The 25247-nt window shown below is 39.4% G+C and carries 30 protein-coding genes and 1 tRNA gene; 28 read left to right on the forward strand and 3 right to left on the reverse strand.

From position 1 onward, the window contains the following. Positions 1-22 precede the first annotated feature (22 nt). From ACLCDV_RS07910 to ACLCDV_RS07945, 8 genes are all read left to right on the forward strand, one after another. On the forward strand, positions 23-352 hold the full coding sequence (locus ACLCDV_RS07910) for a hypothetical protein (RefSeq protein WP_411973358.1): 330 nt from the start codon (positions 23-25) through the stop codon (positions 350-352). Between the two features lie 358 nt (positions 353-710). Then, a complete protein-coding gene (locus ACLCDV_RS07915; protein WP_411973359.1) occupies positions 711-1196 on the forward strand; it encodes a 2'-5' RNA ligase family protein in 486 nt (161 codons plus the stop codon). A 557-nt stretch (positions 1197-1753) separates the two neighbouring features. Continuing rightward, on the forward strand, positions 1754-2146 hold the full coding sequence (locus ACLCDV_RS07920; RefSeq protein ID WP_411973360.1) for a VRR-NUC domain-containing protein: 393 nt from the start codon (positions 1754-1756) through the stop codon (positions 2144-2146). Then, complete coding sequence (locus ACLCDV_RS07925) at positions 2143-2532, forward strand: hypothetical protein (RefSeq protein ID WP_411973361.1); 390 nt, start codon at positions 2143-2145, stop codon at positions 2530-2532. Before ACLCDV_RS07920 ends, ACLCDV_RS07925 begins: the two co-directional genes overlap by 4 nt. Then, positions 2525-3304: a terminase small subunit gene (locus tag ACLCDV_RS07930; protein WP_411973362.1), complete on the forward strand. Its 780-nt coding sequence runs from the start codon at positions 2525-2527 to the stop codon at positions 3302-3304. Before ACLCDV_RS07925 ends, ACLCDV_RS07930 begins: the two co-directional genes overlap by 8 nt. 2 nt (positions 3305-3306) lie before the next feature. Then, positions 3307-3585 carry a hypothetical protein gene (locus ACLCDV_RS07935; protein WP_411973363.1) on the forward strand — a complete coding sequence of 93 codons (279 nt, stop codon included), beginning with the start codon at positions 3307-3309 and terminating at the stop codon, positions 3583-3585. Beyond that, on the forward strand, positions 3567-5099 hold the full coding sequence (terL, locus tag ACLCDV_RS07940; protein ID WP_411973364.1) for a phage terminase large subunit: 1533 nt from the start codon (positions 3567-3569) through the stop codon (positions 5097-5099). The genes ACLCDV_RS07935 and terL overlap by 19 nt, the downstream gene beginning before the upstream one ends. 29 nt (positions 5100-5128) lie before the next feature. Continuing rightward, positions 5129-6646 carry a phage portal protein gene (locus tag ACLCDV_RS07945; protein ID WP_411973365.1) on the forward strand — a complete coding sequence of 506 codons (1518 nt, stop codon included), beginning with the start codon at positions 5129-5131 and terminating at the stop codon, positions 6644-6646. 7 nt (positions 6647-6653) lie between these two features. Here ACLCDV_RS07945 and ACLCDV_RS07950 read toward each other — a convergent pair whose 3' ends face one another. Together ACLCDV_RS07950 and ACLCDV_RS07955 are read right to left on the reverse strand one after the other, a co-directional pair. Next, positions 6654-7322 (reverse strand): hypothetical protein, encoded by a 669-nt coding sequence (locus ACLCDV_RS07950; RefSeq protein WP_411973366.1) that lies wholly within the window; start codon positions 7320-7322, stop codon positions 6654-6656. Positions 7323-7632: 310 nt separating this feature from the next. Further along, positions 7633-8712, reverse strand: coding sequence for an adenylate/guanylate cyclase domain-containing protein (locus ACLCDV_RS07955; RefSeq protein WP_411973367.1), 1080 nt, complete (start codon positions 8710-8712; stop codon positions 7633-7635). 412 nt (positions 8713-9124) lie between these two features. Between ACLCDV_RS07955 and ACLCDV_RS07960 the strand changes: the two genes are divergently transcribed. The 6 genes from ACLCDV_RS07960 to ACLCDV_RS07985 all read left to right on the forward strand — a co-directional run bounded on the left by ACLCDV_RS07960 (position 9125) and on the right by ACLCDV_RS07985 (position 11111). Beyond that, positions 9125-9216, forward strand: a tRNA-OTHER gene (locus tag ACLCDV_RS07960). A 382-nt stretch (positions 9217-9598) separates the two neighbouring features. After that, positions 9599-9847 carry a helix-turn-helix domain-containing protein gene (locus ACLCDV_RS07965; RefSeq protein ID WP_411973932.1) on the forward strand — a complete coding sequence of 83 codons (249 nt, stop codon included), beginning with the start codon at positions 9599-9601 and terminating at the stop codon, positions 9845-9847. A gap of 2 nt (positions 9848-9849) precedes the next feature. Further along, the gene (locus ACLCDV_RS07970; RefSeq protein ID WP_411973368.1) at positions 9850-10173 is read left to right on the forward strand and encodes a hypothetical protein; all 324 of its coding nucleotides are present in this window, start codon (positions 9850-9852) and stop codon (positions 10171-10173) included. A 34-nt stretch (positions 10174-10207) separates the two neighbouring features. Next, a complete protein-coding gene (locus ACLCDV_RS07975; RefSeq protein WP_411973369.1) occupies positions 10208-10456 on the forward strand; it encodes a hypothetical protein in 249 nt (82 codons plus the stop codon). 2 nt (positions 10457-10458) lie between these two features. Further along, entirely contained in the window at positions 10459-10677 is a 219-nt protein-coding gene (locus ACLCDV_RS07980; RefSeq protein ID WP_411973370.1) for a hypothetical protein, read from the forward strand. Then, positions 10677-11111, forward strand: coding sequence for a hypothetical protein (locus ACLCDV_RS07985; RefSeq protein WP_411973371.1), 435 nt, complete (start codon positions 10677-10679; stop codon positions 11109-11111). Before ACLCDV_RS07980 ends, ACLCDV_RS07985 begins: the two co-directional genes overlap by 1 nt. A gap of 54 nt (positions 11112-11165) precedes the next feature. Here the strand turns inward: ACLCDV_RS07985 and ACLCDV_RS07990 are convergent, their stop codons facing one another. Next, a complete protein-coding gene (locus ACLCDV_RS07990) occupies positions 11166-11759 on the reverse strand; it encodes an SHOCT domain-containing protein (RefSeq protein ID WP_411973372.1) in 594 nt (197 codons plus the stop codon). Positions 11760-11893: 134 nt separating this feature from the next. Here ACLCDV_RS07990 and ACLCDV_RS07995 point away from each other — a divergent pair, with 134 nt between their 5' ends. The 14 genes from ACLCDV_RS07995 to ACLCDV_RS08060 all read left to right on the forward strand — a co-directional run bounded on the left by ACLCDV_RS07995 (position 11894) and on the right by ACLCDV_RS08060 (position 25238). After that, the gene (locus tag ACLCDV_RS07995) at positions 11894-12451 is read left to right on the forward strand and encodes a hypothetical protein (RefSeq protein WP_411973373.1); all 558 of its coding nucleotides are present in this window, start codon (positions 11894-11896) and stop codon (positions 12449-12451) included. Between the two features lie 186 nt (positions 12452-12637). Further along, entirely contained in the window at positions 12638-13303 is a 666-nt protein-coding gene (locus tag ACLCDV_RS08000) for a hypothetical protein (protein WP_411973374.1), read from the forward strand. An 8-nt stretch (positions 13304-13311) separates the two neighbouring features. Next, on the forward strand, positions 13312-13710 hold the full coding sequence (locus ACLCDV_RS08005; protein ID WP_411973375.1) for a hypothetical protein: 399 nt from the start codon (positions 13312-13314) through the stop codon (positions 13708-13710). Further along, the gene (locus ACLCDV_RS08010; protein WP_333577878.1) at positions 13710-14798 is read left to right on the forward strand and encodes a hypothetical protein; all 1089 of its coding nucleotides are present in this window, start codon (positions 13710-13712) and stop codon (positions 14796-14798) included. Before ACLCDV_RS08005 ends, ACLCDV_RS08010 begins: the two co-directional genes overlap by 1 nt. Further along, the gene (locus ACLCDV_RS08015) at positions 14798-15193 is read left to right on the forward strand and encodes a hypothetical protein (protein WP_411973376.1); all 396 of its coding nucleotides are present in this window, start codon (positions 14798-14800) and stop codon (positions 15191-15193) included. Before ACLCDV_RS08010 ends, ACLCDV_RS08015 begins: the two co-directional genes overlap by 1 nt. 19 nt (positions 15194-15212) lie before the next feature. Beyond that, positions 15213-15542, forward strand: a complete 330-nt coding sequence (locus ACLCDV_RS08020) for a DUF6706 family protein (RefSeq protein WP_115047753.1) — start codon at positions 15213-15215, stop codon at positions 15540-15542. Positions 15543-15558: 16 nt separating this feature from the next. Next, positions 15559-15846, forward strand: a complete 288-nt coding sequence (locus ACLCDV_RS08025) for a hypothetical protein (protein ID WP_333577875.1) — start codon at positions 15559-15561, stop codon at positions 15844-15846. Continuing rightward, positions 15839-16294, forward strand: a complete 456-nt coding sequence (locus ACLCDV_RS08030; RefSeq protein ID WP_411973377.1) for a hypothetical protein — start codon at positions 15839-15841, stop codon at positions 16292-16294. Before ACLCDV_RS08025 ends, ACLCDV_RS08030 begins: the two co-directional genes overlap by 8 nt. Next, a complete protein-coding gene (locus ACLCDV_RS08035; RefSeq protein WP_411973378.1) occupies positions 16291-16728 on the forward strand; it encodes a hypothetical protein in 438 nt (145 codons plus the stop codon). The genes ACLCDV_RS08030 and ACLCDV_RS08035 overlap by 4 nt, the downstream gene beginning before the upstream one ends. Positions 16729-16812: 84 nt before the next feature. After that, positions 16813-17355, forward strand: coding sequence for a hypothetical protein (locus tag ACLCDV_RS08040; protein WP_333577870.1), 543 nt, complete (start codon positions 16813-16815; stop codon positions 17353-17355). A 100-nt stretch (positions 17356-17455) separates the two neighbouring features. Next, positions 17456-17956: a hypothetical protein gene (locus ACLCDV_RS08045; RefSeq protein WP_333577869.1), complete on the forward strand. Its 501-nt coding sequence runs from the start codon at positions 17456-17458 to the stop codon at positions 17954-17956. A gap of 246 nt (positions 17957-18202) precedes the next feature. Then, a complete protein-coding gene (locus tag ACLCDV_RS08050) occupies positions 18203-22180 on the forward strand; it encodes a tape measure protein (protein ID WP_411973379.1) in 3978 nt (1325 codons plus the stop codon). Beyond that, complete coding sequence (locus ACLCDV_RS08055; protein WP_333577867.1) at positions 22180-22692, forward strand: hypothetical protein; 513 nt, start codon at positions 22180-22182, stop codon at positions 22690-22692. Before ACLCDV_RS08050 ends, ACLCDV_RS08055 begins: the two co-directional genes overlap by 1 nt. Then, entirely contained in the window at positions 22692-25238 is a 2547-nt protein-coding gene (locus ACLCDV_RS08060) for a phage tail protein (protein WP_411973380.1), read from the forward strand. The genes ACLCDV_RS08055 and ACLCDV_RS08060 overlap by 1 nt, the downstream gene beginning before the upstream one ends. The last annotated feature ends 9 nt before the right edge of the window (positions 25239-25247 follow it).

Genomic DNA, 25247 nt, shown 5'->3' on the forward strand with positions numbered 1-25247 from the left:
CCATTTTTAAACACACTAGAATATGAAATTTTACGAATTACAAATAGGGCATAAGTTCACTTTTGACGGAAAAATTTGGGGTAAAGAATTTATTGTCATAGCGAAGGAACCTACCAGTGTCACAATTGAACAACTTGGTACTGGTGAAACAACCGTCGTTCACAGCAAAAGAAAAAAATACACGTATGAGGTTTCTCTTATGGATAATAAGGAGCCATTATATTTTGATGAGATTGAGACAGAATTACTAACTAAGATTCTCCAGGAAGCATACTGGCTTTCCTCAGAAAGAGGTGAGCCCGAAACAAATCGGACAGCAATAAATGCTCTTTACAAGAAAATTAAAGGTTAAACAAAAAGGGCGGTGTAAAAGCCGCCTTGTTAAAATAAGATAGATGAAAGAGTCAAAAGCATTATCACTCGGTTTTTCTAAACAAGAACTTATTACAACAATTGAATATAAACTTGTTCGAAATGACATAACTTTCAGGTACTACAAATGCAAATTTTCGGGCAACAATCTAGATTATTGGATTGACAAAGGGGATCAAATGAACTCAATATCCAATAAAGAATCATTTGAGCACCTATTGTCTTATAAAAATCCATGGGAATTATCCTGCAAGATAAAGGACTAGCTGTCTTCTAACTTCATAACTCCCCAATACAGCCCCTTCTGAAAAGGTGGGGCTTTTCTTTTATATTTGAGTATGGATAAACCGGCAGAACATTTAGGAGCATTAATATATTACCTTGACGTTGACAAAGATCAATGGAAAGAACAAGTACAGTCGCTGATTCCCGGCTGCACTATCGAACGTAATCCCCAAATAACCATTGTTTATGGTTTAGATCATTCTCTTGTTGATTTGGAAAAGCTAATCCAAATAGTGCACGGCAAAACATTAGATATAACACTCGGAGAAATCGGTATTTTCAACAACGATACAGATATCGTATACATTAAGGTTCAATCTATTGATGTTGAGTTGCTGAATCACACGCTTAGACATTCATTTCCTTATGCAAATCAATATAAAGAATACACACCACATATAACCCTAGGCTTTGCAAATCATGGTGCCTCAGATCATCTCATTGGCTACAACCCAGGAGCCGATTCACTCGGACTTACCCAACCTATTGCAGGAAGTTTTTACTACCTAACACCTGATAAAAAAAGGATCCTATTATAACCCTTCCAGCTCCTATACAACTTTTCCGCGACACCACCAAAAAAAAGTGAAATTAGCCATTTCTTACAAAATATTACGCCATATTACAGGTTCTTACAGGTATATTACAAAACGTTTTGTAAGAAAAAACAGCCTTTACACAACCACAAAGGCCTATTTTTACCTGTCTTACAAAATAATACCCTTTTTTTATTAAAAAAAACAATTATTAAAAATTGCTATATATATGTTATAACACGCAAACGTTTGCATAAAAACAAGATGTATATGTAAATGATATTCTATAGTAAAGATTCAAAAATAGGGGTCTATTTTGTAAGACGATAGGAAAACCCCTCTCACAGCTTCCATTCATCGTTTTTCACCCTTTTCGTTTTGTAAGACGCTCCTCGCGTTTTGTAAGAAACTATCCATTTCTATGGTTTCCCGTACTATTTTCACTTTTATTTACATATCATTTGTGTTATCTGATGTTATGTTGTATTTTTACTTTGTGTATGTTAATGGGGGCCGGATCAGTCAAGGGTGAAGGCTCCTATTTTTCTAAAGAAAAAGTTATGAGTAGAATATCAAACAATATCACCCAACCTTTGGATAAATCCGAAATTCAGATTCAAACTGAAATGTTTCAGTGGGCATGGAATACATATCCGCAAACACGTCGTTTGCTTTTCCATGTTCCAAATGGTGGCAATCGCTCTGCAAGAGAGGGAATGCAGTTCAAAGCTTCTGGTGTTATTGCTGGTGTTCCTGATCTGCTTTTTATTTGGAATGGACAGACATACGGATTTGAAGTTAAGACACTAACAGGTACAGTAAGCAAAGTACAATCCGATCTTCATTCAATTTGGGAAGCCAATGGGATTTCAGTGAAAGTTGTTAGATCCTTGGAAGAGTTTCAACCCGCATTCTTAGCCATCCTAAATCCAGGAAAGGAGTTTGCAGCATGAGTAACCGCACCGGAGATAATATTGCCAAATACCTTTCATCACATCACCCAGATGTTTACCAGGAGGTAAAAGATAAACTACAGTCGATTCCTTGCACACCTGAATTGGTTGAACGCGTGGTGAATATCGCGTATCTCAGAAGTGAGGAAGTTTGGAGAGTCAGACTGATAGCAACAACAGCAGTTCTTTTGCTTTGTTCACCTGAATCTATTCATGCTGATACAATGATCCGAAAAGGAGTAGCATTGACTATTGCGGATATTCTTGGGGTAAGTAAACAAGCTATTGCGAAGAAGCTAGAACAGTGTAGGTTTTACTACACCAAAACTGTCTGGGCGAAAGATACAGTAAACGAAATTTTAGAGGAGGTTAGGGGAGATGAGTGAGAAGGAGGAAGGCAAGCTGAATATCAATCAGCAACGTTTTATTGAGGAATATTGTTCCAATGGTTACAATGCAACACAAGCGGCTTTAACAGCTGGATATAGCGATAAAACAGCAGCATCTCAAGGTCAACGCCTGTTGAAAAATGTTGAGATTTCAAATGCTATTAAGGCTAGACTGGACGAATTGACGCTTACAGCTGAGCAGTTGACTAAACGCATGGCTGACATTGCAATGGGTGATCTATCAAACTATATGACTACTAGAATGATAGAGTATACACCACGAGTAAGAAAAAGTCTCCGTGATATCATAAGTGAACTCGAATTCAATCTAATCCTTCAAGAAGAGTTTTGCGCTGAGAAAGGATATACAGAAGAACAGTATGATGATTTTCAAAGGACAGTGGTGGAGCCTATCCAGGATAAGATTCTTAAATATTCCATCGAATTAAAGCATAATCCAAACGCAACACGTCTTGTAAATGGTGAAACAGAACTTGTTCCACATATCGAGGTTGATATGCCAAAGTTATTGGCAGATAAAGAGCGCGGTATAATCAAATCTTTCAAATACGGTAAGAATGGATTGGAGGTAGAACTTTATCCGGCTGATGCAGCCATGGATAAATTAATGCGTGTTAAAGGCATGTACAAAGATAAATTGGATATCACTACCAAGGATCAATCACTAAACGAAAAAGTATCGCCTGAGGAAGCACAACGATTATTGAAACAGCTTTCTGGTGGCAATTTTAATGTAGAGGAGGGGTAAACATGAGCACATTATTAAGTCAATTCAAAAGTTTGTTTAAAGATATGTATACGAGCGTATTGGAAAGCCTGAAAGAGACTAAGGAACAAAGAGCCGATAGAATCGCTAAAGAGGATTTATCATATGCATTCAGGCATATAGCCCATCCTGTGACTCATGATGATTTTGAGCACTATCAAAAGCTCCCTTTGGATCAGATGTTTTACATATTAGATCATCTGAAAAGAGGTTACACCTTAGATTATATCAAACAACATAGCATGTGGACTATAGAGCAATGACACCAACAGCAGGATTCACAAAACGCGATATCATAGCCCTTTGGTGTAAGTCATCCATAATGAACTACACGAAGTACTTCTTCCAAAAGCAATATGGAAGGAGTTTTGTTGTTGGTGAGCATCATACTAAAATAGCCGCTGCGCTTGATGATGTCCTTATGGGCCGTCTTAAGCGGTTGATTATTAATATAGCCCCTAGATATGGAAAAACGGAGTTAGCAGTTAAGAACCTTATCTCCGCTGGTCTTGCGATCAATCCTGCTTCAAAATTCATTCACTTGAGCTACTCGGACGATCTTGCTTTGGATAATTCCGAAGCCGTAAAAGACTTGGTAACTAGTCCAGACTATCAGGCGCTATTTCCTGATGTGCAACTAAAACAAGGCGCGACGGCTAAAAATAAATGGTATACGACCCAAGGTGGTGGCGTTTATGCTCGTGCAGCTGGTGGTCAGGTTACAGGTTTTGGTGCTGGGCAGGTTGATATTGAACCAGGAGAAGCAGGCGATGCAGACGAGGAGGAATTCCAGTCCGCCTTAGACGAACTTACTGCCGACACTGGCGTAACCACCTTCGGCGGTGCATTGATCATTGATGACCCGATTAAGCCTGATGATGCGGATAGCGATGTTGTTCGCGGTCGTGTTAATAATCGTTTTGACTCAACCATTATTAACCGTGTAAACTCTCGTAACACTCCGATAATAATCATTATGCAGCGATTGCATGAGGAAGATTTATGCGGTCATGTACTAGCTAATTATCCAGGTGAATGGACTGTATTATCACTTCCTTGTATTATCGTTGAGGATGGACAGGATTTGAAGGATGGCCGCGCTTTGTGGGAGTTCAAGCATACGCTTGATGAGCTCCTAAAAATGAACGATATCAACCCAATCAACTTTGGCAGGCAGTATATGCAAAATCCGCAACCTAAGGAAGGGTTGATGTATAGGGCATTCAAGGAGTATTTGAATATACCGCCTTATATTAAAGCATATCGTAAGGCATACGTCGATACCGCGGACACTGGTAAGGATTATCTATGTAGCATAGCGTATTTGGAAACTGATTTAGGATGCTTTGTTCTTGACGTGATCTATACTCAGGATCCAATGGAAATAACAGAGCCCGACACCGCAAGGCAATTAGCAATTCATCAGGTGGAATATGCTTTAATTGAGTCTAACAACGGTGGGCGTGGGTTTGCTCGTAACGTTGAGTCTCATTTGGTAACTCTTAAGGCTTTCAATTGCAATGTCGAATGGTTCCATCAAGGGGAAAATAAGCACTCTAGGATCTTTACCAACTCAGCAAAAGTAAATATGATTATACACATGCCTGTTGGTTGGGATAAAATGTGGCCCCAATTCTATAAGCATGTAACCACATATAGTAAGAAAGGTAATAACGCTCACGATGATGCTCCTGATTGTTTGACAGGTGTGGTAGAGAATTTCGGAGTGAATAAGGAAAGCAATATTGACGACTCAATAATAGGAATGTTTGGATAGACACTGCGGTGTACAGTAAAGATAAAGTTATGGCAAAAGAAATTAAGGTGGCATCAGCTGCCATTGATCCAAAGATAATTGAAGAACTAGGCAAGGAGTCAGCCCCTGCCTATGAGGTGAAGAAGGAAACCGATATCAAGGAGCATAATATCTATGATGAGCAGCTGAGGAAGCGTAAAGAGATAAAGAAGAAGGTGATCGGAGCCGACGGCAAACCAGTCATGCAGGCGGATGGGAAAACACCTACACTCACTTCTACATACGTAGATCCTGCGCGCCTTCCTTTAGCTTTACAGGAGATAATTGTTACTCGCAGGGTGGCGTTTATGAACCTGGGCAAGGCACGATTGTATGCTGAGCCTGATGGGAACGACCAGGAGCGGGCTTTCAATCTATTGCAACGTCTGCGTGAAAATAATAAAGTCGGGTATAAAGAATCAGAAATTGCTAAGCTGTTGAATAAGGAATTGCAGGTGGCTAAGTTATGGTATTCCAAGGTTACCGATGATGCGAGTCACTGGGGAGGTCTGAGCAAGGTTGCTGTTGATTTTAAAATGCAAATACTATCACCGAGCAAAGGATACACACTACTTCCTGTTTTCGATGCTACTGGTGATCTAACATACTTCGGTTTACAATACGATCGTCGTAAGTCGTTGGAAGAATTGGCAGCCGAAACCAGTGGCGGCGACAAGACAGTTAAATGCTTTGACATCTACAGTGCGGACCGGCTATTGAAGTTTGAGCAGGGAGGTGCTGGCGGATCCGGTGGTGGAGGTGAAGGTGGATGGACACTCGTTGACACGATTGATTTACCATACAAAAAGCTTCCAATTATCTATTACTCGAAAGACACCCCGATATGGGCCAACGTGCAGCCATTGATTGAACGGTTGGAAACGGTTATATCAAACTTTGCTGATACAAATGACTATCACGCTTCACCTACGTTAGTATTCAAGGGGGCGGCAGGAGCGGAAGCCCAGGAGAAAGGGGAGAATGGTAAGGCTGTCTTACTGACTGGTGATAATGCTGACGCTAAGTACGTGACTTGGGATCAGTCAGTTGCCGCTGTGGAATTGGAGATTGATACACTAGTCAACTTCATATACTCTCTCACGCAAACGCCAAATATCAGCTTTGAGGAAATGAAGGCTTTAGGCGATCTATCAGGAGTTGCTTTCGATCGAGTATTCATCGATGCCCATTTGGCTGCTAGTAATGAGATTGATGGGGGATATGGCGAACTTTTACAGCGTAGTGTGAACTTGGAGAAGGCGTTATTGGCTAGTATGGATACTGGACTTACTGGTGCAATGCAAGAGTTGGCTGTTACTGTTGAGGTACCACGATTCAAACTTGACGATTTGGATGCTGACGTTGATTTGGCGATTAAAGCTAATAGCGGGGGACTGATATCGGTAGAGACTGCCATGGGTATATCTGGGCTGGTAACCAACGTCCAGGATGAGATGGCGAAGATTAAGGCTGAGGGGGCCGCGGTAGGTGCCGAGGGGACAGTTGTTAAGTTGAAAGGCGCTGGGTAGGCGCCTTTTACGATATTTTGAATTTCGACTGATGAGATTTTAAGAAGGATTCACAGGACTTATAGTATTTTTGCAAATCGTTTGAAATTTGGTCATCACCAACACTGAAAACAACAGTATTACTATTTGCAATAATTTTCTTTCTTTTTTCTAATTCTTCATTCGACATTAGCTCAAAATTTGAGATAGACCTATAGTAGCCAAGTTCTCTTGCTGATTGAAAAATGTTTTCTTTGGTTATTTTTATAAAACGTATATAATTAGATACAATGTTATCATCTCCTAAAAGGAACAATGTTTCATATTCGAGATCCATAAGCTCATTGATTTTAGATTCGTAAATTCGATATCTAGATTGCAAAGTGATTAAGGCTTTAAAATGTTTTATATGATCTTCGGAAAGTGGCTCTCCATTTTCATTGGATTTTTTAATTTCGTCTTCAACTTCTTTGTTATAGGATAGAGGGTTTCTAAGGCTAATGATCATTTCTCTCGAACTTGGAAATACCTTTGAAAACCTGACTAATATATCAAGGTTCTTTTCATTCTTCCATTCATCTTTCGCTTCTTTTGCAACCCCATAGGTACGCCATGCATAGTATAAAGCAATGCCAGCAATAATAACTGTGGCTATGTCAGCTAGCATTTCAATTGCATCTTTACAAGTATATTCCATTGTTTGGTTAATATTATTTTAATCAGAATTATAAAGAAAAAAAAGTGCTTTATTTTTTCGCACTTTTAAAAATAACAGACTATTTATATAAAAGAAAGTATGATATATCGCAATATCACTACTTCTGAAAATAAAATAGAAAAATGGTAAAAAAACCAACTTTACAAGTTCTTTTCAAGGAATTGGGCTCTGTACGTCTCGCTAGTGGCGAAATCACTAATTATGAAGATTGGGTAAAAAAGATTAAATCTTTAATGTAAATCCCAAATTGACAATAGAGAAATCTGTAGGTCAAAGTGAAAGGCGCTGGTTAGGCGCCTTTTTTCTTTTTATTTTCTGTTTTTGCTTCTTCTGCAGCAGGGGTTGTTTCGGATGTTACATCATCTTCGTAAACCTCCCAAGGATAAGCGTCACTTTGAGAGAATTGATCTTTATCTATTTTTACTTTAAATGCCATTGCTATACCTTCATTTTTTATGTGGATCTCAGTTTCCTCAATATCCTTTATCATTGCATGTTTTTGATCTAACACCTCTTGATACGCCTCCATATTTAAAAGTGTGTCACCAGCCTTTGCTCCGGAAAAACGGCATGCATAAACTACAGGTATTCCAACTACAGTTAGTTCTGAAGAAGTATTTGCTACACTTACAATTCCACAATCAATTCCAATACCTAAACCAACATCTTTTATAAATACCGTGAATTTATTTCTACAATTTTTATAATGTTCGTAAAAAGCTAAATGACATTCTTCAGCAGCTTTTAAAGCTCTTAATATAGCTTCTTTACCACTATAAAAATGTGGAAAAAATGCTAGGATTCCGTCACCAGTGAATTTATCAAATATTCCGAAATTTCCAATTATTATTTTAGAAAGCCTATCACTTAATTCTGTGATAAAATTAGAATAATCAGTCGGAGTTTTAGCTTTAAGCATTAACTCTGTCGAACGCCTTATATCTATTGATACAACAACAGCAAACGTCTCATTACCATGTTCAAAATTAGCCCTAAAATCACCTGAATTAAGATATTTCGAAACAGCTTCTTCATGAATCCTATTAATAATATGGGAACTCTTTTGTTTATTTTCTATCTCCTTTAGCATAATTAGAGACTTTTCTTTATCACCTTTTGCAGCAATAAGTTGTCTCTTTAATTCTATTATCTCTTCATCAATTGCTATTTTGCTCTGTGAATTTGATATGATCTTATTAATATCACTATAATGTTTATATTTCTCGATTAGGGAGCTATAGCCACCATCCTCGATATTATAATTTATCTTGCCATTTCTTTCTTGAAGTTGCTTAATTCTATTTTTTAGAGATTCGTAACTAGATTCATTACTTTCACGACCATTTTTGTTTTTATCCTTTTCTTCCATGTTGGTTAATTTGGTTTAATGAACCCAATATAAAACTATAATTCCATTTTTCATAACCAAGTGGATAATTATGATAGAAATTAAAATTGTTTAAAATGTTTAATAAATGTTTGTTTTGTTTAAAAATTGTATTATATTTGTTCCAGCGCGAGGCTAATGTACAACTAACAACTGCTCCATTCGGGGTGAGGTAATCAAAAACCAAAAAGGGGCGATAGAGCTTCGTCGACGGGTGTCCATAGCATCCAATTAACCTGCGGCAGTTGTTTTAAAACAGTATTCCCCACGGGTTGGGGTGAGTAAATAATGAAGCAAAAAGGGAGTAAAAATGCTTACTCGGGGGCGCAACAAGGTTTTGTGTTATTCACCTGATTCATCGTCCTATTTTCCTGCGATACTGTTTTTAAAGAATTGAGGTGTGGCGTAATGGTAGACGCAACCTACGGGAGTACCGAGTTACCGGATAAAATAGTAACGATACAGGTTCGAATCCTGTCACCTCAACTGCAAATCCAAGAAATTGCGTGTTCAACTTACAGTTGTGAAACTGAATCGTTGGAAAACTGGGGCGGTGGCGGAATGGTAAGCGCTAGGCCGAAAGCTGAGTTTTGCAGGTTCGATTCCTGCTCGCTCCACAAATACTTTTCATAATTTAGGTTTATAATTGGTTGTACCGTGGGGTTGTCTCCCAAACACCTCACGGTTTTTTATCAAATACGGCCGACAGTACGGAAAGGAAATAGAAGTATTATTAAATCAATTATATCAGGTCATGGCAAAATATATTCCACCAAAATATATTCGTTGTGAGTGTTGTAGTACTCCACTTACAGACGATGAAGTATTTAAGAACTTCACTAAATGCGATAAATGCCAATTGAAGGAAATGCCGAATAATAAAATAAGCTTGTCCCCAACTTTCTTCCCCCAAAACTTAGCCAATTTCAGGCGATCTAAGCGACTTAGATCCAATCAGGCTTGCGAACTGCTACAACTATCCAGGGCAGCGCTTAAAGCTTACGAAAAAGGCGAATGTATGCCAACTCCTGAAATGCTATGCAAGCTCGCGCGGATCATGGGTGTTTCTGTTACTGGATTGGTTGGGCAGAGGATAATATTTAACGAAGTAGACTAGATATGAAAACCAAAAAAATCAAAATACCGATCTATCACGGAATAATGATTCTCATTCAAACGGATAATTGGGATAAGCTTGGGCGGAAGTTGAATCTGGAATTGTCCAATGACACAGATGCTTTCGTTTATAAAGATCCAAGGGATAGGTATGTGGCATGCTTCCGAAGTAACCCATCGCCGAATATTATTGCTCATGAAGCAGTGCATGTTGTCAATCATGTTTACAACGACGGCAGTATGATGTTAGATCCGCTGAATGATGAGCCACAAGCTTACTTGACTGGCTGGGTTGTTGGTGAGATGCATAAGTTTTTAGGGAAATAAGGTATATTTGGGTTGGTAAACAATAATTAGCTATATGTTCTATAAAGTAATATCAACTGCTGCACTATTAACATTTATTGTGTTTGTTTTTAAATTTAATAGTAAAACGTCGGTTGCTAATGATAAATATGTGTTTCTAAATGATGGTAATACGCCAAAAGCCATAAATAAAGAAAATGGAAACGTTTTTATTTACATTCCAAAATACGGATGGGCCACTTATCATGAAGCTCAAAACAATATAGGAGAACTTCCTGAGGACAAATTAAAGAAATTACCATGATTATGGAAAATACAATGACATCGGTTGATTTGGGCAAAATGATATACCTAGATCCGTCGAAGCAAGCCAAGGTTACTTTGCTAAAAGCACCTCGAAAGTTGAAAAAGAAAATGAAGAAAGAAGGAAGTTGGGGTATGCCATTGATAACTTTTGAAGCTGAATCTCTTATTTCTCCAAAGGATCTTAATTTGATTTTCAAAGGCCACACACCACTTTCCTAATGCAACTAACCCACGTCACCATAACAGACATTGCCTATAAATGGGCATTAAAACGTTTTCCTGTTGCTTACAAGGAGATGAAGTCTATTATGAGCGAGATTCCTGATGTTATTGGATTTAGGTCGGGTGAAAGCATAGTCATTGAGGTGAAGATCTCACGATCTGACTTCCTCCGTGACTTTAAGAAGCCGCATCGTTCAGGCAAAGCAATGGGTAAGTATCGTTTTTATTGTTGCCCCGAGGGTTTATTGAAAGTGGATGAGCTGCCAGATAATTGGGGCCTGATTGAAGTTTGTTCAAAGGGGAAATGCGTTGTTGTCCATAATCCTTATAATCCAATGGGCGGTAATATTTGGAAGAATGGTTTTGAACGTGATCACGAACTGGAAAATAGAGTAATGTATTCAGCGCTTAGGAGGTCGTTTAAGAAATAGCGTGCGCAGCGCATTGCAAATCCCCCAGCATCGCGTGATGTTTGGGGGATTTTTTTAAGCTTTTTCATAAATTTTGCCAACATCATAATAAGCAGTAGTACCTTCTAAAACCTCAAGAAAAACAGTTTTCTTGATAGGCCATTTAGCTGGTGAAATTGTTATTTCAACCTGACCTGGATTCACTTCGTATTTTATAGAGTCTTCTCTTTTTTCTGGAATATTTTCGTAAAATTCACCTCTTCCTATTTTTACTTGGAGTGTGCTAGACTTATTACCTTCGATTGAGTTATAAAGTGCTAAAATAGTCTTAGGTGGTTCTATTTTAGTTTTAATTTTTTCTTTTTCATTTTCAAATTCCTCAATAGTTATTAAACCAGAATCCAAAAGTGTTTTTAATTTGAATAATTCATCTGTAAATGAAGATTTGGCAACTTTAGATAATTCTAATGCACTGCGTTTAGTCTCATTAATGATAGCGTTTTCAAATTGAATTTGGCTCTTTGATTTCGAAGCCAAAGCACATATTAGTCCTACCAAAGGTGAAAGAAAAAGTGATAGAAAAAAAGCTGAAGCAAAACCTATTCTTCTTTCATTACCAATAGCCCCTGCAACAAAAGATAAAATTATCCAACCAATAAAAATTTCCATATATAATAAGTTAATTTGTAAATATAGTAAAATCGATATTTATGATTTATGGTTAACTGCAATTTAATAGATAATTTTAGAGCTTTTTTCTTTCTCCAATCTTTTCCTTAAGTTTGGTGGTAAATGGATATTTTATGAGAAGATTAATTTACGTATTGTTTACATTAGCATGTGCGGGATCAGTGAAGGCTCAGGAGTATGGGCGTAACCTTGGAAGTGTTAGCGTTACTTATAATGGTCAAAGTGGTAAGACTTTCAAATATACAGATAATCAAGTCGAATTATCTGTGCCAAAGGAGAGTATGTCTGAAATCACTGTTACTGCAAAAAATGTATCTAGTTCCCCGATTTATTTCAATTGGTCAGAAAGCTACTTTATTATTAATGAAGAAACGGTTCAGATAAACAATAATACTAATGAAAGCGCAGTTGCCTTTGGCCAAGCAGTGAAAGAAGCTAATTCTGTTTCATCAAACACCAAGATAGCTCCATCCACTAAATCTGATTTACGGATCGGAATTAAGAAAGGAATGTTCTGGGACTACCAGGATGCTAATAAATATTTTAAAGACAACGGCAAGCCAAGAGAAGACAAACTTGTTTTGGTATTTGATCAGGATGGGACAAAGTTAGAAAAAACGATTCCGATCCTCGTTTATACCGGAAAGATAATAAAGCAATTGAAAAAATAGAATTAAAGCCCTCACAGTAGAGGGCTTTATTATTTCCAACCTACCAAACTCCACGTTGTCCAACTACCCAAAGACAACCACGACTATTTCCCTCCACCAACCCTTCAAGGTACTTTTGTTATATCGGGTTCTAACTGTTTAGAAAGGCCATTCGATATGGGTAGACACTGGTAAAAACAAAGACAAATGGATATCAAAAAAGCAATTAGAGCATTACTTCAAACTAAGTTTGGGGGCGCTCAACTTTCAGCAGCTCGTGTAGATGAGTTGGCAAAACGATTTGAAGGTAAAGTTACAACAGAAGAGGAACTGGAAGCTAAGATGGGAGCGATCAATGAATACTTGCCATTTACAGATTTGGCCAAGGACGATGATCGTGCTAGGAGTGTCCAAGCGGAATTGGAAAAATTAAAAACACCAGCTCCTGGACCACAACCTACGCCACCTGAACCGAAACCTGTTCCAGCACCTGCGGCAAGCGAAGAAGTGCCAGCTTATATTAAAGCTATCACTGATGGAATGAAAGCCTTAACCGATACAGTCGCAGGATTGAAAAGTGAAAAGGTTGTTACAGATCGCCAATCACTCATCATGGGTAAGTTGGCTAACGCAGACAAAGACTACAGCGCAAAGGTATTACGTGATTTCAGTCGTATGAGCTTTGCTACTGATGAGGACTTCACTACTTATCTGACTGATGTAGAAACCGACTTTGCTAACCATACGCAAACGCAAGCTGAAAGTAAATTGGGGAAGGATAGTCCATTTTCAAGTGTAGGTAAAGATGGCAAAGTCAAAGAGGCAACTAAGGAAGAGTTGGATTCTGTGATGAGCGAAATTGGATTACAATAGTTATTCAAATGGGAACAACAGTAAATTTAAACAACGACGAACAAATCATCGATACCTCACGGGACACCGTGATTATCGTTGACAATTTCCAGTCTGTTCGTGGTGGTCGTGCTCTTGAAGTGACTGGTTACACACCTAAAGTCATTTATGCGGGGCATGTCATCATCAAAGATACAGCGACAGGAAATATTTATAAGCCCATGCCGGTTAACACTGATGGAACTGCTTACGCAGCTTTGCCAGCAGGTTACGAGTATGCGCACATTTTGATCAATTCGATCTTAACAGCAAAACCCGCTGCTGGATTATTAGTGAGGGGAACGGTAAACCATAAGGCATGTTACATTGAGCCAACTGCGGAAGCAATGGAAGCATTAAAGCCTTTAATTGATTTTAGAGCAGACTAATGGAAAAATCACTATTTATTCAATGGGTACAAAAATTCTTCCCAGGAATTATTGTACGAACAGTCGAGACATTGAACGATACAAAGAGGCCATTGGTCTACTTGCACACAACAATGTTAAAGCCAGTTTTTTCGGTAACTGGTAAATGGGAAAGTCTATCTGCTTCTTTTAGCCTAGTTGCGGCCGATGTTGTGGCAATGGATTCTAGCCTTCCTTTGAAGACTAGGGATTCTATCTCACAAGCTTCAGGTGACATTCCTAAAATGGGTATTGAATTAGCTCTTAATGAAACAGAGCTTACTCAATTGGACACTTTGATTGCGAACGGAGCGACTAACGGTCAGGTAATCGCTAAGTTATTTGCAGATACTCCTCGTGCTATTGGGGCAATTTATGAACGTAACGAAGCTATTTTCTTACGTGGATTCTCTACAGGTATCACCTTGGTTGATGATCCTGAAAATGTTGGGGTAGGCGTTCGCTGCGATTATAAATATCGCGCTGATCACCTTTTTGGTGTTGCTGCTCTTTATTCAGATAAAGTCAATGCGAAACCTTTTGATGATTTTCAGAGAGTTATCGATAAAGCAACAGCAGATGGTGTGACAATCACCCAAGTTTATACTGACACAGCAACAATCAATGCTATTGCGGCCACTGATCAAGCGAAAGAGTACTATTCTTTTAGCCAAAACAGCACTGGCAACAAGCAAATTCCAAACCTTGACTTTGATCAGTTGAATACTTTGGTTAGCAAACGTTATGGCTTTACTTTTATTAAAGTCGATCGTACTATCAAAGTTGAAAAGGATGGTAAACGAACATCGTTTAAGCCTTTCGCTGCTGGAGCAATGGTTTTTGTTGCATCACAAATGGTTGGGGAACTGGTTTACGCTCGTTTGGCGGAAGAAAACCACAAACAGGCAGGCGTTGAGTACCAAAAAGCTAACGAATACATTCTTGTGAGCAAATTCCGTACAACTACACCTTCCTTGAAAGAAGTTACACGTGCTCAGGCTCGCGTAGTTCCGGTGGTAACTGCAATCGACGAAATCTATTTGTTGGACACTAAAACCGTGCAAGCATAATGGCAGATCAAGAAAATAAAGCAGGGGCACAATCGGGTGCTCCTTCAACTGATCCACAAGGTGGGCCAAAGTTGGTTAAGCATATCGTCACGGAATCGGATCTAAAGCACAATCCTGACCTTGAAAAACGAGGTATCAAAGTTGGCGATGAGGTAGAGATTCCAGAAGATGCTAAAGCCAAAGCTGACGAACGTGCGCAGAAGGATGCTGCAGCTGCTAAAGCTAAAGCAGAGAAGGATGCTGCTAAACCGTCAAAGAAAAAATACACTGTCATCGCTCCATTTGCTGATAAAGACAATTTCAGCCAGAAATGGGTTGAAGGTGATGACGTGTCTCATTTCCCGCAGGATCGTTTGGATTTGTGTGTTGAACGTGGTTTGGTAAAGAAAGGGTAATTACCCGTATTTAGATAATATGGCAAGTGTAAAGGAAGTCTTAGTGTCGTCGATGGGGTTTAAGTTCCCTGATGCAACCGTTGAAATGATGTTGGCGGAAAATGGGTTGGATCCTGTAGCGGAACGTGAGCCCCAAAATCAAGATCAGACTAAAGCATTGGATCTTTCCCGGGCAGGGTTGATTGACTTCCTTTTAACACAGCCTAAATCTGTCAAGGAATTGGATTATCAACTTACTCAACAGGATGCTACTGCTTTGGAAGCTTTACGTAGACGGTTGTTGCTTCGTTGGGGGATTGATGAAACGCCAGTTACATCGGGATTTGTTGACCTTTCAAATACTCACTAATCAAGGAGGCAGAGGAATGATTTTCGAAGGACAATATCCTGATATATTGGTGAGAGAAGGTGAAACCAAGGAGCAGGGGTTGCCTTGTAGGTTTTATCCAAACTCACGCAGTCAGGGACTTAAAAAAGTTAAAGATGGTGTCGAGGTGAGTGTACAACACACAATTGCAATGCCTGAAAATTCACCACGTTTGCTTATTGGTGAGTTGGTCACAGCTTATGACGAGCGAGGTGAGGTTATTGTCTGGGAAGATTCTGTTGCTTTGTTCCACCATGGTAGATTTCATTGCGTAGCGTATGTTTAAGTTAGTTTTAGATATGACCCATACGGAGATCGAGCAAGTCCAAAAGGAAATGTTTGATGAAGTTGATCTTCAAACGTTGGATCAGTTCAAACTAGTCTTAGCAGAAGCTTTGAAAATTCAGAGGGCTAAGATGCGAATTGATGGAGGTTACAATGATCAAACTGGACAATTACGCTCGGCTACTGGGGGAATTATCTATCGTGATGGTAAAGTGTTACATGAAGACTTTGAACTTAGCCCATACGGAACCGATCGCGCCCCTGGACTGAAAGAAGGGAAGGAAAAGGCATTTGCTGAATTACGTGAGTCTAAAGGATGGGGTATTACGATAGTTGCAGGCATGGAGTACGCGAGTTGGGTTGAAGCAAAAGGATTGACCGTACTAACCATCGCAGCATCTGAGGTTGAAAAATCATTGGAGGAAGCATTTAATCGGATTAGTGTATGAAAAGGCGGATAAAGAGTGTATTTGATGCTATGGATGATATTCAAGGTGTACTTATTGCTGCTGGTATTCCATCAATGATTACCGGCGAACTGAGAACCGCTCAACGTCGTGCGGGATCCACAAAGGAGGATATCGTGACCAATTCTTTGATTTACGACGCTGAGCAAAAGCAAGGCGGAATTTTCAATATAAACGTACATGTTCCAAACCTAAAGAATCAACCTGCTGAAAATCCAACGTCTAAAGACAATACTCAGCCTGACGTCGCTAAAATGCGAACCATTGGCGCTGCGATTGTTGCTGCTGTTGATGATTACCATGGTTTTGATTTTTCTCTTTCTCTGCGTAATCCTGGGGAATTGGAAGGATACAATACTGATTGGCTTTTCAATATTCAAGTAAACTATAATTTCCTTCGTACAGATATCACTTAAACACGCTAGTAAAAAATAGAATATTAACTATCGAATCGGGGAAGGGCAAAGGAACCGATTTGATCTCTAACAAAGAAATAAATTATGGCTTTCGCAGTAAAAGGAGTAGAATCCATAGAATTTGCACCAGTAAGTGCAGATGGCACTTTACCAACTACAGGTTGGGTAAAGTTTGAAGATATTGAAGATGGTTCAGTATCATTTAATATTCCGGAGAAAAACAATACTAAAGTAAAGGTTGAAGACAAGCCCGGGACTTGGGCTATAGTTGGAGAAGAGGGGGATGGAGCATCCGTTACAGCAAAATCTTTGGACTTGGAGCCAAAGAAAGCAGATATGTTGTTTAATGGTAAGACTGCATCTACTGCAACAACGAAATTTGAAGCTCCGGTTGATGGTACTTTAGAAGTTAATCTCGCACTAAGGGTAACTTCTAAGCCAAGAAACGGTTTCAAAATGGTGTTTGTAATCCTTAATGGCGGCATTTCAGCAAGAATTGAGAATAATTTAACTAAATCAGGGGCAGACTTCTTGGCGCTAGGATTTACAGCAGAATCATTAGGTGTCGTTGATGCCACTGGAGCTATAGTTTCACCATGGTATTACGAAAAAGTTGCTGTGGCATAACTCCTAACACGTGATGATAAAACCCCGAAAACCACTCTTGTGGAAAAGGTTGGCGAGTAGGGGTTATTTTTAAAGGCATTTCGCCATTTACCTTTCCAAAATGCAAGAACAAGAATTAACTCCACTTGAGGCCCAACGCCTTATTGTCAAAACATTTAATGACCATCCTGAACAATTGGGGCAGGTAACGTTGCCAAGAACTGATTTCTTTGGTAAGCTCTTTAAACGCAAACGTATAGTTGCCATACAACTTCGCGGCATATCCTCTGGTGTTTCCCAAGACATCGCATTGCGTTTGATGGAAATGATGGGGGCCAAGGATATAGATGGATTACCTTCTTCTGATCAAATACTAACCTTGCTTGGGAATAATACCAAACCTTTGGCTGATGCAATTGCAATGGCTATTCAAAATGATACTGATAAGCCATACGATGAGCTTTCCCGAGCGATTCTATACCAATTCACAAATGGACAAATTCACGAAATGCTAAAGCTGGTCTACGGGAGGTTAGACCTCGAGCCTTTTTTCGGCTCTTTAACTTTAGCAAGAAGCCTAGTGATAAATCTTACCCAGGGCAAGGAACGCCTTGGTCAATAGTTGCTAATACTGCAATTGCTTTCAAAGGTTGGATGACTGAGGATGAGCTAAAGTATAAAGTAAGTTATCAAAATTTACTGTTGTACAGTCTTGTTTTGCCGCCTATTGGTGAAGATAGTGGCTCCAAAGACGAAGCTAAAGACATGTTTGATATGTTCGGTTGATTGTAAATTATTACGTTGTCATTACCTTCTTAGACAACTACTAAAACTTATCGTAACATATCGTTTTTGGTAAGTTTGTTCAATGGCTGATTTACGGTATAAAGTAGTAGTTGATGATGATGAAGCAAAGCGCAAAATAAGCGAATTGCTTAAGGGAAGTGGTGTGTCATCTCCTTTATCTGGAATTACTGATGATTCTAAGAAAGCCGCTACCGCTTTGGATGAAGCGTCAAAAGCCAATAAAAATTTACGTGATGCACAGCTTGCTAATTTAGATGCTCTCAGAGAAGCTAGGATTGAACTAGCGAAACAACTTAAATCACAGGCAGATCTCAATAACCAGTATACACAAGGTAAGATTGATTTACAGACTTTTAGAAATGAGCAAACTAAACTCAATGCTGCACGCAAAGAAGAGGAAAGGCAAGCTAGAGAATTAAAGAAAGCACTTTCAGCCAATAGCGAATATGGCAAACTAACTGCCGAACTTAATCGACTACGAAACGAGAGTAAGAACCTCCTTGCTGAAATGTTTAAGTTAGAGCGTCAAGGGTATAAAAATAGTGCGGCTTATCAACAATTAGAATCAAGGAGTAGATCTCTTGTTGGTCAAACTAAAATATTAGATCGGCAAATTAAAACAATTGATACCACAGTTGGACAACATTATAGAAATGTGGGAAACTATGGTGATGCAATTTCAATGGTATTGCCGCAAATTAGTCAGTTTGCAGGACGATTGGGATTACTAGGTGCTGTCGTTGCGGGAGTTAAGAAATCATTCACTTCAAACCTTGAATTAGAACCTTTAAAGCAGGGAATTAATGCTGTCAGCTCTTCGAGCGTTCAGGCAGGGCAGACTATGGATTTTCTAAGAAAAACCTCCGATCGGCTCGGCCTTCAATTTAGTTCTACAGCGGAATCTTTTAAACTATGGCAGGGGGCAGCAAAGTTCTCTAATATCACTGCATCAGAAAGTAAGAGAATATTTGAATCGGTCGCTACTGCTGGAGCAAAGATGAAGTTGAGTAACGATCAAGTTCAAGGAACCTTTCTTGCTCTATCGCAAATGATGTCAAAAGGTAAAGTTCAAGCTGAAGAGTTGCGTGGGCAATTGGCAGAGCGTTTACCTGGCGCGTTTCAACTAGCAGCCAAAGCAATGGGTGTAACAGAGCAACAGCTCAACAAGATGCTAGAAAAAGGAGAGGTAGTTTCAAAAGATTTCCTTCCGAAGTTTGCGACAGAATTAGAAAAAACATTTGGGTCAGACAAAACCGAGCGTGTTGAGGGAATGCAGGCTTCAATAAATAGGCTATCCAACGAATTTGAAAAACTATGGCAATCTGACCGTGCTCAAAGATTCTTTACTACTGTCACTGATGGTTTGGCTGATCTTACATCAACAATTGGAAAATTAGTTAAGTCAGATAGTTGGAAAGAGTTCTTTCTTCGTTTGGGAGGTTCATTGTCCGGAGGGGTTGGTGGTCAGATTATGGATATTGGGGCTACTGGTCTTAATTCGGTTTCAAATAAAGATGATTTACAACGTAAAACATTTTTTGAGTCGTTTGCAGCATTAACAAGAAAAGAACAGCTTGAGGAGATAGCTAGGCAAGAAAAATTAATCGCTGATCGAGAGAAATATAATAAGGCTCTGGTCGAACCTTCTCTTCGAGCCAATTTGGAAAAAATGAAATCTCTTGTTAATCCGGAAGTAAAGCCTGAAAATAAACTTGTTGACCAGAAAGCGATTGATAAAACTAAAAAAGATGCAGAACGAGCGGCCGAAAGATCCCGTCAAGCTTTTGAACGCCAAAGAGCATTGCAAATAGAAATTGATAAGATCAACGATAACGCTTCAAAACGAAATCTTACCCGAGATCAGCAAGAGATTTTATCCATTAAAGAAAAGTATGCAAGAATACGTGAAGAGGTCAGAAAATTCAATAGTGATCCTAAAAACAAAGGCTTAAAGGTAGATACTAGCGGTTTGCCTGCTTCCGAAAAGCGAGAGATTAATGACACTATATATAAACAGCAGACAGCCAATATACTAAAGGCTTATCAAGAAGATTACCAAAACTTCATTAAATACGAAGACCTTAAAAAGCAATATGGCGCAAAGGTGGCTGATGAACAATTAGGTCAATATAAATCTACTTTTGAAAAGATTTCTGGGGAATATGCCGGTTTGCGAGCTAAACAAAGTATGGCCGGGCTGAATGGTTTGGAAAGACAGCGTATGCAGGAACTTGAAAAAATGCTTCTTGCTCATGGTAAAAAGATGAACGAGGATAGAGTTGCTCAATTACTTGAAGCAATAAACGCTGCAAAATTTCTAAGTGACAAATTGATAGATATTGAAAAGGACTACCAGGATAAGGTGAAGGCTTTGAAGGATGCCGGCCAATTGACTCAGGAGAAAGATATGCAGTTGCGTCGTGAAATGACTCAAAAATATGCAAATGAAATTGATTCTTCTCCAGAGTTTCAAAAGGCAATGAATAATATTGATGAGTCATTAGGGTCAATGATTGGAGCTGCTTATCGCCATGGAAAAGATGTTGTTTTTAGTTTAATCGATGGGATTAAAGGAGCTACATCTGAACAGAAGGCAGAGTTGCGTAAAACTTTCGGTAAATTCTTTGATGACGGGGCCATGCAAGCAGATTTAGGAAATCTGCAAAACATTTCTCAGGCTGCTCAAGGCTTCGCTGATCTAGCAAAGTCAGCAACTGAATTTGCATTTGGTCTTGCAGATGGAATGGAGACATTGCAGAAGATGGTAAGTACTGCTGGACAGTTAGCTTCGACTTTGGCTAGCTTAAAAGGGGATGCTAATGGAAAGAAAGCTATGCAAGACATTAGTTCCTACTTTGGAATATTCGGTGCTGCTGTATCGGTATTTCAGGGAATTAGTCAATCAATGAAAGAAGCCCAGCAAGCATCCTTTAAAAGAATGCGTGAGCAAATTGATTACCAGAACGAGCGTCAACTTAAATCTACCGAAGCGATAACTAAAATGCTTGAACGTCAATTGGAACTGATGGACAAGATTTATGGTGCTGAAAGATTGGAGAAATACGGACAGACTTTAAAGGAAATCGAGGATAATTATAAAGATCTCAATAAACAATTGGATGGTCGGTATTTGATGACAGGCGATAAAGTTCTCGATGAAGTTTTAACTCGTTTAAATAACGGAGAATCCGCCAAAGATATTTCTAAGCAATTATCAAGGGAAGATGCAGTAAAGTGGGCGCAAGCGTTGAAGGTATTGGAACATCTAGACAAGTTCGCCAAAAGCTCAAGTATAGCTGACCTTGCTACAGATATGAATAAAGCCAAAGAAGAATTGGCTAAACTTCAATATCAGGCTGATTTGGGCAATGTGGATGATTATACAGGAAAACTTATCGAGCAGCTCCAAAATCAAATTGATCTTTATACCGAAACGCTAAATAAGTTAAAAGAAGAAACAACTGGTAATTCCTTCAGCTCGATTCTCAGCAACCTTAGTGATTTGTTTTTCAATTCTGGTTTGGATTCTGCTGATGCTTGGTCGAAAGGCTTTGATAGTGTGATGAAGAATTATGCCATTCAAAAGTTTTCCCGTGAATATCTTGAAAAGGCAGCACAGGATTGGTATGATTTATTCGATGAACTTGCGGAAGGCGGTATTACAGATACTGAACGCGATTCGCTTAAAAAGGCTTGGGACAAAATTCAACAGGACGGTCAGAAGCGAGTTGATGAACTTGGTAAAATTATCGGATCTGACAACAGTTCTGGTTTGTCGAGTTCAATCAAGAGAGAAGTAACTGAGCAAACCCAAAGTGAGAATAATGGCTTGCTAAGATCTCAAACAGAATTATTGAAGCGGACGTTTGATGAAAGTAAAAATCAAGGGGTAACAGCTGGTAAGCATCTTCAAGTTGCCATCGACAGTTTGACCGCCTTGAACTCAATTCAAACAAATACAGCTAATACTGTGACTGAACTGAAAAACGCAGTTGGTGAACTCCAATCAATCAACAAAAATATAGGAGGGCGTTATTAATGTCTTTTGAACTAGAAAATAAAAATACGGCTACCGAGTTTCACCTTTATTTCCAAAGAGGTACTTGGAGCGAATTGTTGAAACTTCCAACTCCTAAAGAGCGCGCGTTTCATGATTGGGCCGATGAGCACGGAAGGGATTACGATGATGTTTCACCTACCTATTTCGAAGCATTACAGTATAAAATAGGTTGTTATCTCCAATCAACAAGTCTCACTGATCTGCAAAACCAAAGGGAGGCGCTATTGGAAATTCTGATGAAGCCAGCAGGTTTTAATTTTCGTGTGGATGCATTGGGTAGATCATTTGCACTAAGGTATATCGAATCTCCCGATTTCAGCATTTTCAATCCACGCAAGACAATAGGATTTATATACACGGCTTTTACTCTTGTGTTGGAAAACAACTTCGCACCTGTAGGAGTCGATTTTTATTTGGCAGATGTTAACGGATTGATCCTGTCATATCCTGATAAGCCTATCCAGTTCGAACAACAAAAACAACTATTCTAATGGAAGTCCAGGTTAAAAGAAACGGTGTAGATACGATAAAGCTTCCCTTGAATGCTGCCAAATACAGCAACAAGGTAATGGCTGAGCATGGGCTATCATTTAGTTATGGTAATGTTGCTTCCTTGGGTTTGCGTGTAGGCGATACATTCACCTACAAAGGCGAGGAATACACATTAAACCAGATTGAGGACTTCAAGAAGATGAGTCGTTTTGTTTCATCATTCGATTTTGTATTTGAGGGATCGCGCCACACCTTGGCAAATTTGTTTTTGGTCCATCTCGGAGCAAGGAAGTTTTCATTCTCAGGTACTGCTGAGGAATGGCTTCATTTATTCGTCGATTGCGCTAACTCGAAAACAAGCGGATGGTCGATCGGTGAATTTGAAGATCTTGGCCGAGTAACAGTCGAGTTCGATAGTACGTACATTCTTGATGCTCTTACTATGGTTGCCCAAGCTTTTAAGGCTGAATGGGGAATCAAAGGAAAGGTAATATCATTGAAGAAAACTGTGGGGACACCACGTGCTTTGACTTTTGAATATGGTAAAGGAAAAGGATTGTACAGTCTCACAAGGAAAAGCTTACAGGATAAAAAGATCGTTACCCGGGCTTATGCTCGCGGAGGTGATAAGAACTTACCCGAAGGAACTTTTAATTACTTTACGATTCCTGGTTACGTAGAGAAAAACACAGACATCTTCGGAATACGTGAGGGGGAATTTATCGACGAAGAGATATATCCAAAGCGTACCGGTACCGTTACCACAGTGGGGCAGATCGACAAAAAGCTTTTTTCAATTTCCGATAGTTCAATCGACTTTGACCTTAACGGACAAAAAATAGAAGGTGAAACAGCTTATATTGTTTTCAAATCGGGCCTGTTGGAAGGTAATCAATTCGAGATCACTAGTTACAACGCTTCAACAAAAACGATACGTTTCAAAGCGAATGATGAAGGCAATGATAATTGGTTCCCAACTGAAACGGTACACGCGGAGATAGGCGACAAATATACTTTGATCGGTATTCGTATGCCGCAAAGTTATATCGATGCTGCAGCAGCTGAATTGACTACCAAACGTCAAGAATATTTGGACAGCAATAGCGTTCCGCGCGTAGTGTATGAATTGGAAATTGACTATATCCAACTTAAACGACTCAATACCAATTTGGATGCAGGCGATATAGTTCGACTGAAAGATACTGAAAAAGGTATAGATGCAGAAATACGTATCACTGAGGTCAGCTATCCGGCCGTTTATCCCGATGTAATCGAAAATGGAATGTCTTTCGATGCAGTGATCGGAAACGAGGTGACCTATACTCTTTTTGAGAAGATTCAAAACGATATCAAGGAACAAAAGGAAGTCGTTACTCAATACAACAAACAGTCTTGGGAGCGCGATCGTCGAAATATCCAGGCATTGACCGAATTCCGTTCAAAAGTATTTGATCCTGATGGAAACTTGGAGAATGCCATGCAACAGGCAATAGCCGGATGGTTTGGTACCGAGTCGATGTATTATGATTTGGGTGGTGTATTGATGACTGTGAATGTCGGTGGTGATCCAAACAGCTTTGCTATGACTGCCGGACGATTGATCCATAAAGTATTCAAGATTGAAGGATTAGGGAATATCTGGAATTTAACAGCATTCTCGCAATCGGGACTTACGCCGACACAGGGGTATTACTTGGCAGCAAAATGTAGTAAAACGGCTCTCACTGGTGAGTGGTTTTTATCGTCAGAGCAAATTCCAACTGAGGGAGAAGCTGGTTATTGGCACTTCAATTTCGGGTATTTATCTACAGTAATAGAGGGTGAGCGATCTTTTCATCCGACTAAAGGCTTCACACTTATATCAGGTGGGTATATCGAAACCGATGTAATTACAGCATATCTAATCAATGTCAATCGCCTGTTTGCTCAGGTGGTGACGGTTGGAAGTAATGGCTTTGTAAATGCAGGTATTTCGGGGCTTGCGGATAATGGGAACCAATCGCAAAGATTTTGGGCTGGGGCAACAGAGGAAGATCGCTATAATGCTCCTTTTCAGGTTTTAGATGATGGATCAATGAAAGCTCTTAAAGGGATTATTGGAGCTTTTAATGTAATGGAGAACGCGATTTACTTCGGCCCGCCTAACGATACAAACGCGAACCTTTATTTCACTCCTAGATCCCTTTACTACCGTACAAATATGGTAGATGAAGCGGGTTCGACAGCTGTAAAATCTAAGAAGGAATTAATTGTAAATGTTACTCCAACGTCACAGGTTGCAATGCAAATTGGGACGCAATCACAAAATACAGATCCAGGAACAAGAGCACCTAATATAGCCCTTGCTCTGAGAGCATATGGCGCACCAAATAGCGACGATAATATTGCCTTACGGATTTCCGAAGGAAACATTCAAGTAGACGGCGATTTATGTCAAGATACTGTTATACAGGTGTTGGCATGGAAAGAAGAAGCTAGTGACTTCCGTACACTTAGGCTGACCTACAAAAAAGGATTATTGGTGAACCGCTTTTGGGAATCCTAAACAAATGAA

Origin of the sequence: Sphingobacterium sp. Lzh-3 (assembly GCF_046764375.1) — a bacterium.
Classification (GTDB): Bacteria; Bacteroidota; Bacteroidia; order Sphingobacteriales; family Sphingobacteriaceae; genus Sphingobacterium.

Coding starts and splice junctions, on each gene's coding strand:
- ACLCDV_RS08030 (WP_411973377.1), top strand. CDS start 15,839: ATGTTTAAGTTAGTTTTAGATATGACCCATACGGAGATCGAGCAAGTC.
- ACLCDV_RS07970 (WP_411973368.1), top strand. CDS start 9,850: ATGAAAACCAAAAAAATCAAAATACCGATCTATCACGGAATAATGATT.
- ACLCDV_RS07945 (WP_411973365.1), top strand. CDS start 5,129: ATGGCAAAAGAAATTAAGGTGGCATCAGCTGCCATTGATCCAAAGATA.
- ACLCDV_RS07995 (WP_411973373.1), top strand. CDS start 11,894: ATGAGAAGATTAATTTACGTATTGTTTACATTAGCATGTGCGGGATCA.
- ACLCDV_RS07955 (WP_411973367.1), bottom strand. CDS start 8,712: ATGGAAGAAAAGGATAAAAACAAAAATGGTCGTGAAAGTAATGAATCT.
- ACLCDV_RS07985 (WP_411973371.1), top strand. CDS start 10,677: ATGCAACTAACCCACGTCACCATAACAGACATTGCCTATAAATGGGCA.
- ACLCDV_RS07920 (WP_411973360.1), top strand. CDS start 1,754: ATGAGTAGAATATCAAACAATATCACCCAACCTTTGGATAAATCCGAA.
- ACLCDV_RS07980 (WP_411973370.1), top strand. CDS start 10,459: ATGGAAAATACAATGACATCGGTTGATTTGGGCAAAATGATATACCTA.
- ACLCDV_RS08000 (WP_411973374.1), top strand. CDS start 12,638: ATGGATATCAAAAAAGCAATTAGAGCATTACTTCAAACTAAGTTTGGG.
- ACLCDV_RS07975 (WP_411973369.1), top strand. CDS start 10,208: ATGTTCTATAAAGTAATATCAACTGCTGCACTATTAACATTTATTGTG.
- ACLCDV_RS08010 (WP_333577878.1), top strand. CDS start 13,710: ATGGAAAAATCACTATTTATTCAATGGGTACAAAAATTCTTCCCAGGA.
- ACLCDV_RS08045 (WP_333577869.1), top strand. CDS start 17,456: ATGCAAGAACAAGAATTAACTCCACTTGAGGCCCAACGCCTTATTGTC.
- ACLCDV_RS07915 (WP_411973359.1), top strand. CDS start 711: ATGGATAAACCGGCAGAACATTTAGGAGCATTAATATATTACCTTGAC.
- ACLCDV_RS08015 (WP_411973376.1), top strand. CDS start 14,798: ATGGCAGATCAAGAAAATAAAGCAGGGGCACAATCGGGTGCTCCTTCA.
- ACLCDV_RS08025 (WP_333577875.1), top strand. CDS start 15,559: ATGATTTTCGAAGGACAATATCCTGATATATTGGTGAGAGAAGGTGAA.
- ACLCDV_RS08035 (WP_411973378.1), top strand. CDS start 16,291: ATGAAAAGGCGGATAAAGAGTGTATTTGATGCTATGGATGATATTCAA.
- ACLCDV_RS07930 (WP_411973362.1), top strand. CDS start 2,525: ATGAGTGAGAAGGAGGAAGGCAAGCTGAATATCAATCAGCAACGTTTT.
- ACLCDV_RS08050 (WP_411973379.1), top strand. CDS start 18,203: ATGGCTGATTTACGGTATAAAGTAGTAGTTGATGATGATGAAGCAAAG.
- ACLCDV_RS08055 (WP_333577867.1), top strand. CDS start 22,180: ATGTCTTTTGAACTAGAAAATAAAAATACGGCTACCGAGTTTCACCTT.
- ACLCDV_RS07910 (WP_411973358.1), top strand. CDS start 23: ATGAAATTTTACGAATTACAAATAGGGCATAAGTTCACTTTTGACGGA.
- ACLCDV_RS07950 (WP_411973366.1), bottom strand. CDS start 7,322: ATGGAATATACTTGTAAAGATGCAATTGAAATGCTAGCTGACATAGCC.
- ACLCDV_RS07935 (WP_411973363.1), top strand. CDS start 3,307: ATGAGCACATTATTAAGTCAATTCAAAAGTTTGTTTAAAGATATGTAT.
- ACLCDV_RS07990 (WP_411973372.1), bottom strand. CDS start 11,759: ATGGAAATTTTTATTGGTTGGATAATTTTATCTTTTGTTGCAGGGGCT.
- ACLCDV_RS07965 (WP_411973932.1), top strand. CDS start 9,599: ATGCCGAATAATAAAATAAGCTTGTCCCCAACTTTCTTCCCCCAAAAC.
- ACLCDV_RS08020 (WP_115047753.1), top strand. CDS start 15,213: ATGGCAAGTGTAAAGGAAGTCTTAGTGTCGTCGATGGGGTTTAAGTTC.
- ACLCDV_RS07925 (WP_411973361.1), top strand. CDS start 2,143: ATGAGTAACCGCACCGGAGATAATATTGCCAAATACCTTTCATCACAT.
- ACLCDV_RS08005 (WP_411973375.1), top strand. CDS start 13,312: ATGGGAACAACAGTAAATTTAAACAACGACGAACAAATCATCGATACC.
- ACLCDV_RS08060 (WP_411973380.1), top strand. CDS start 22,692: ATGGAAGTCCAGGTTAAAAGAAACGGTGTAGATACGATAAAGCTTCCC.
- ACLCDV_RS08040 (WP_333577870.1), top strand. CDS start 16,813: ATGGCTTTCGCAGTAAAAGGAGTAGAATCCATAGAATTTGCACCAGTA.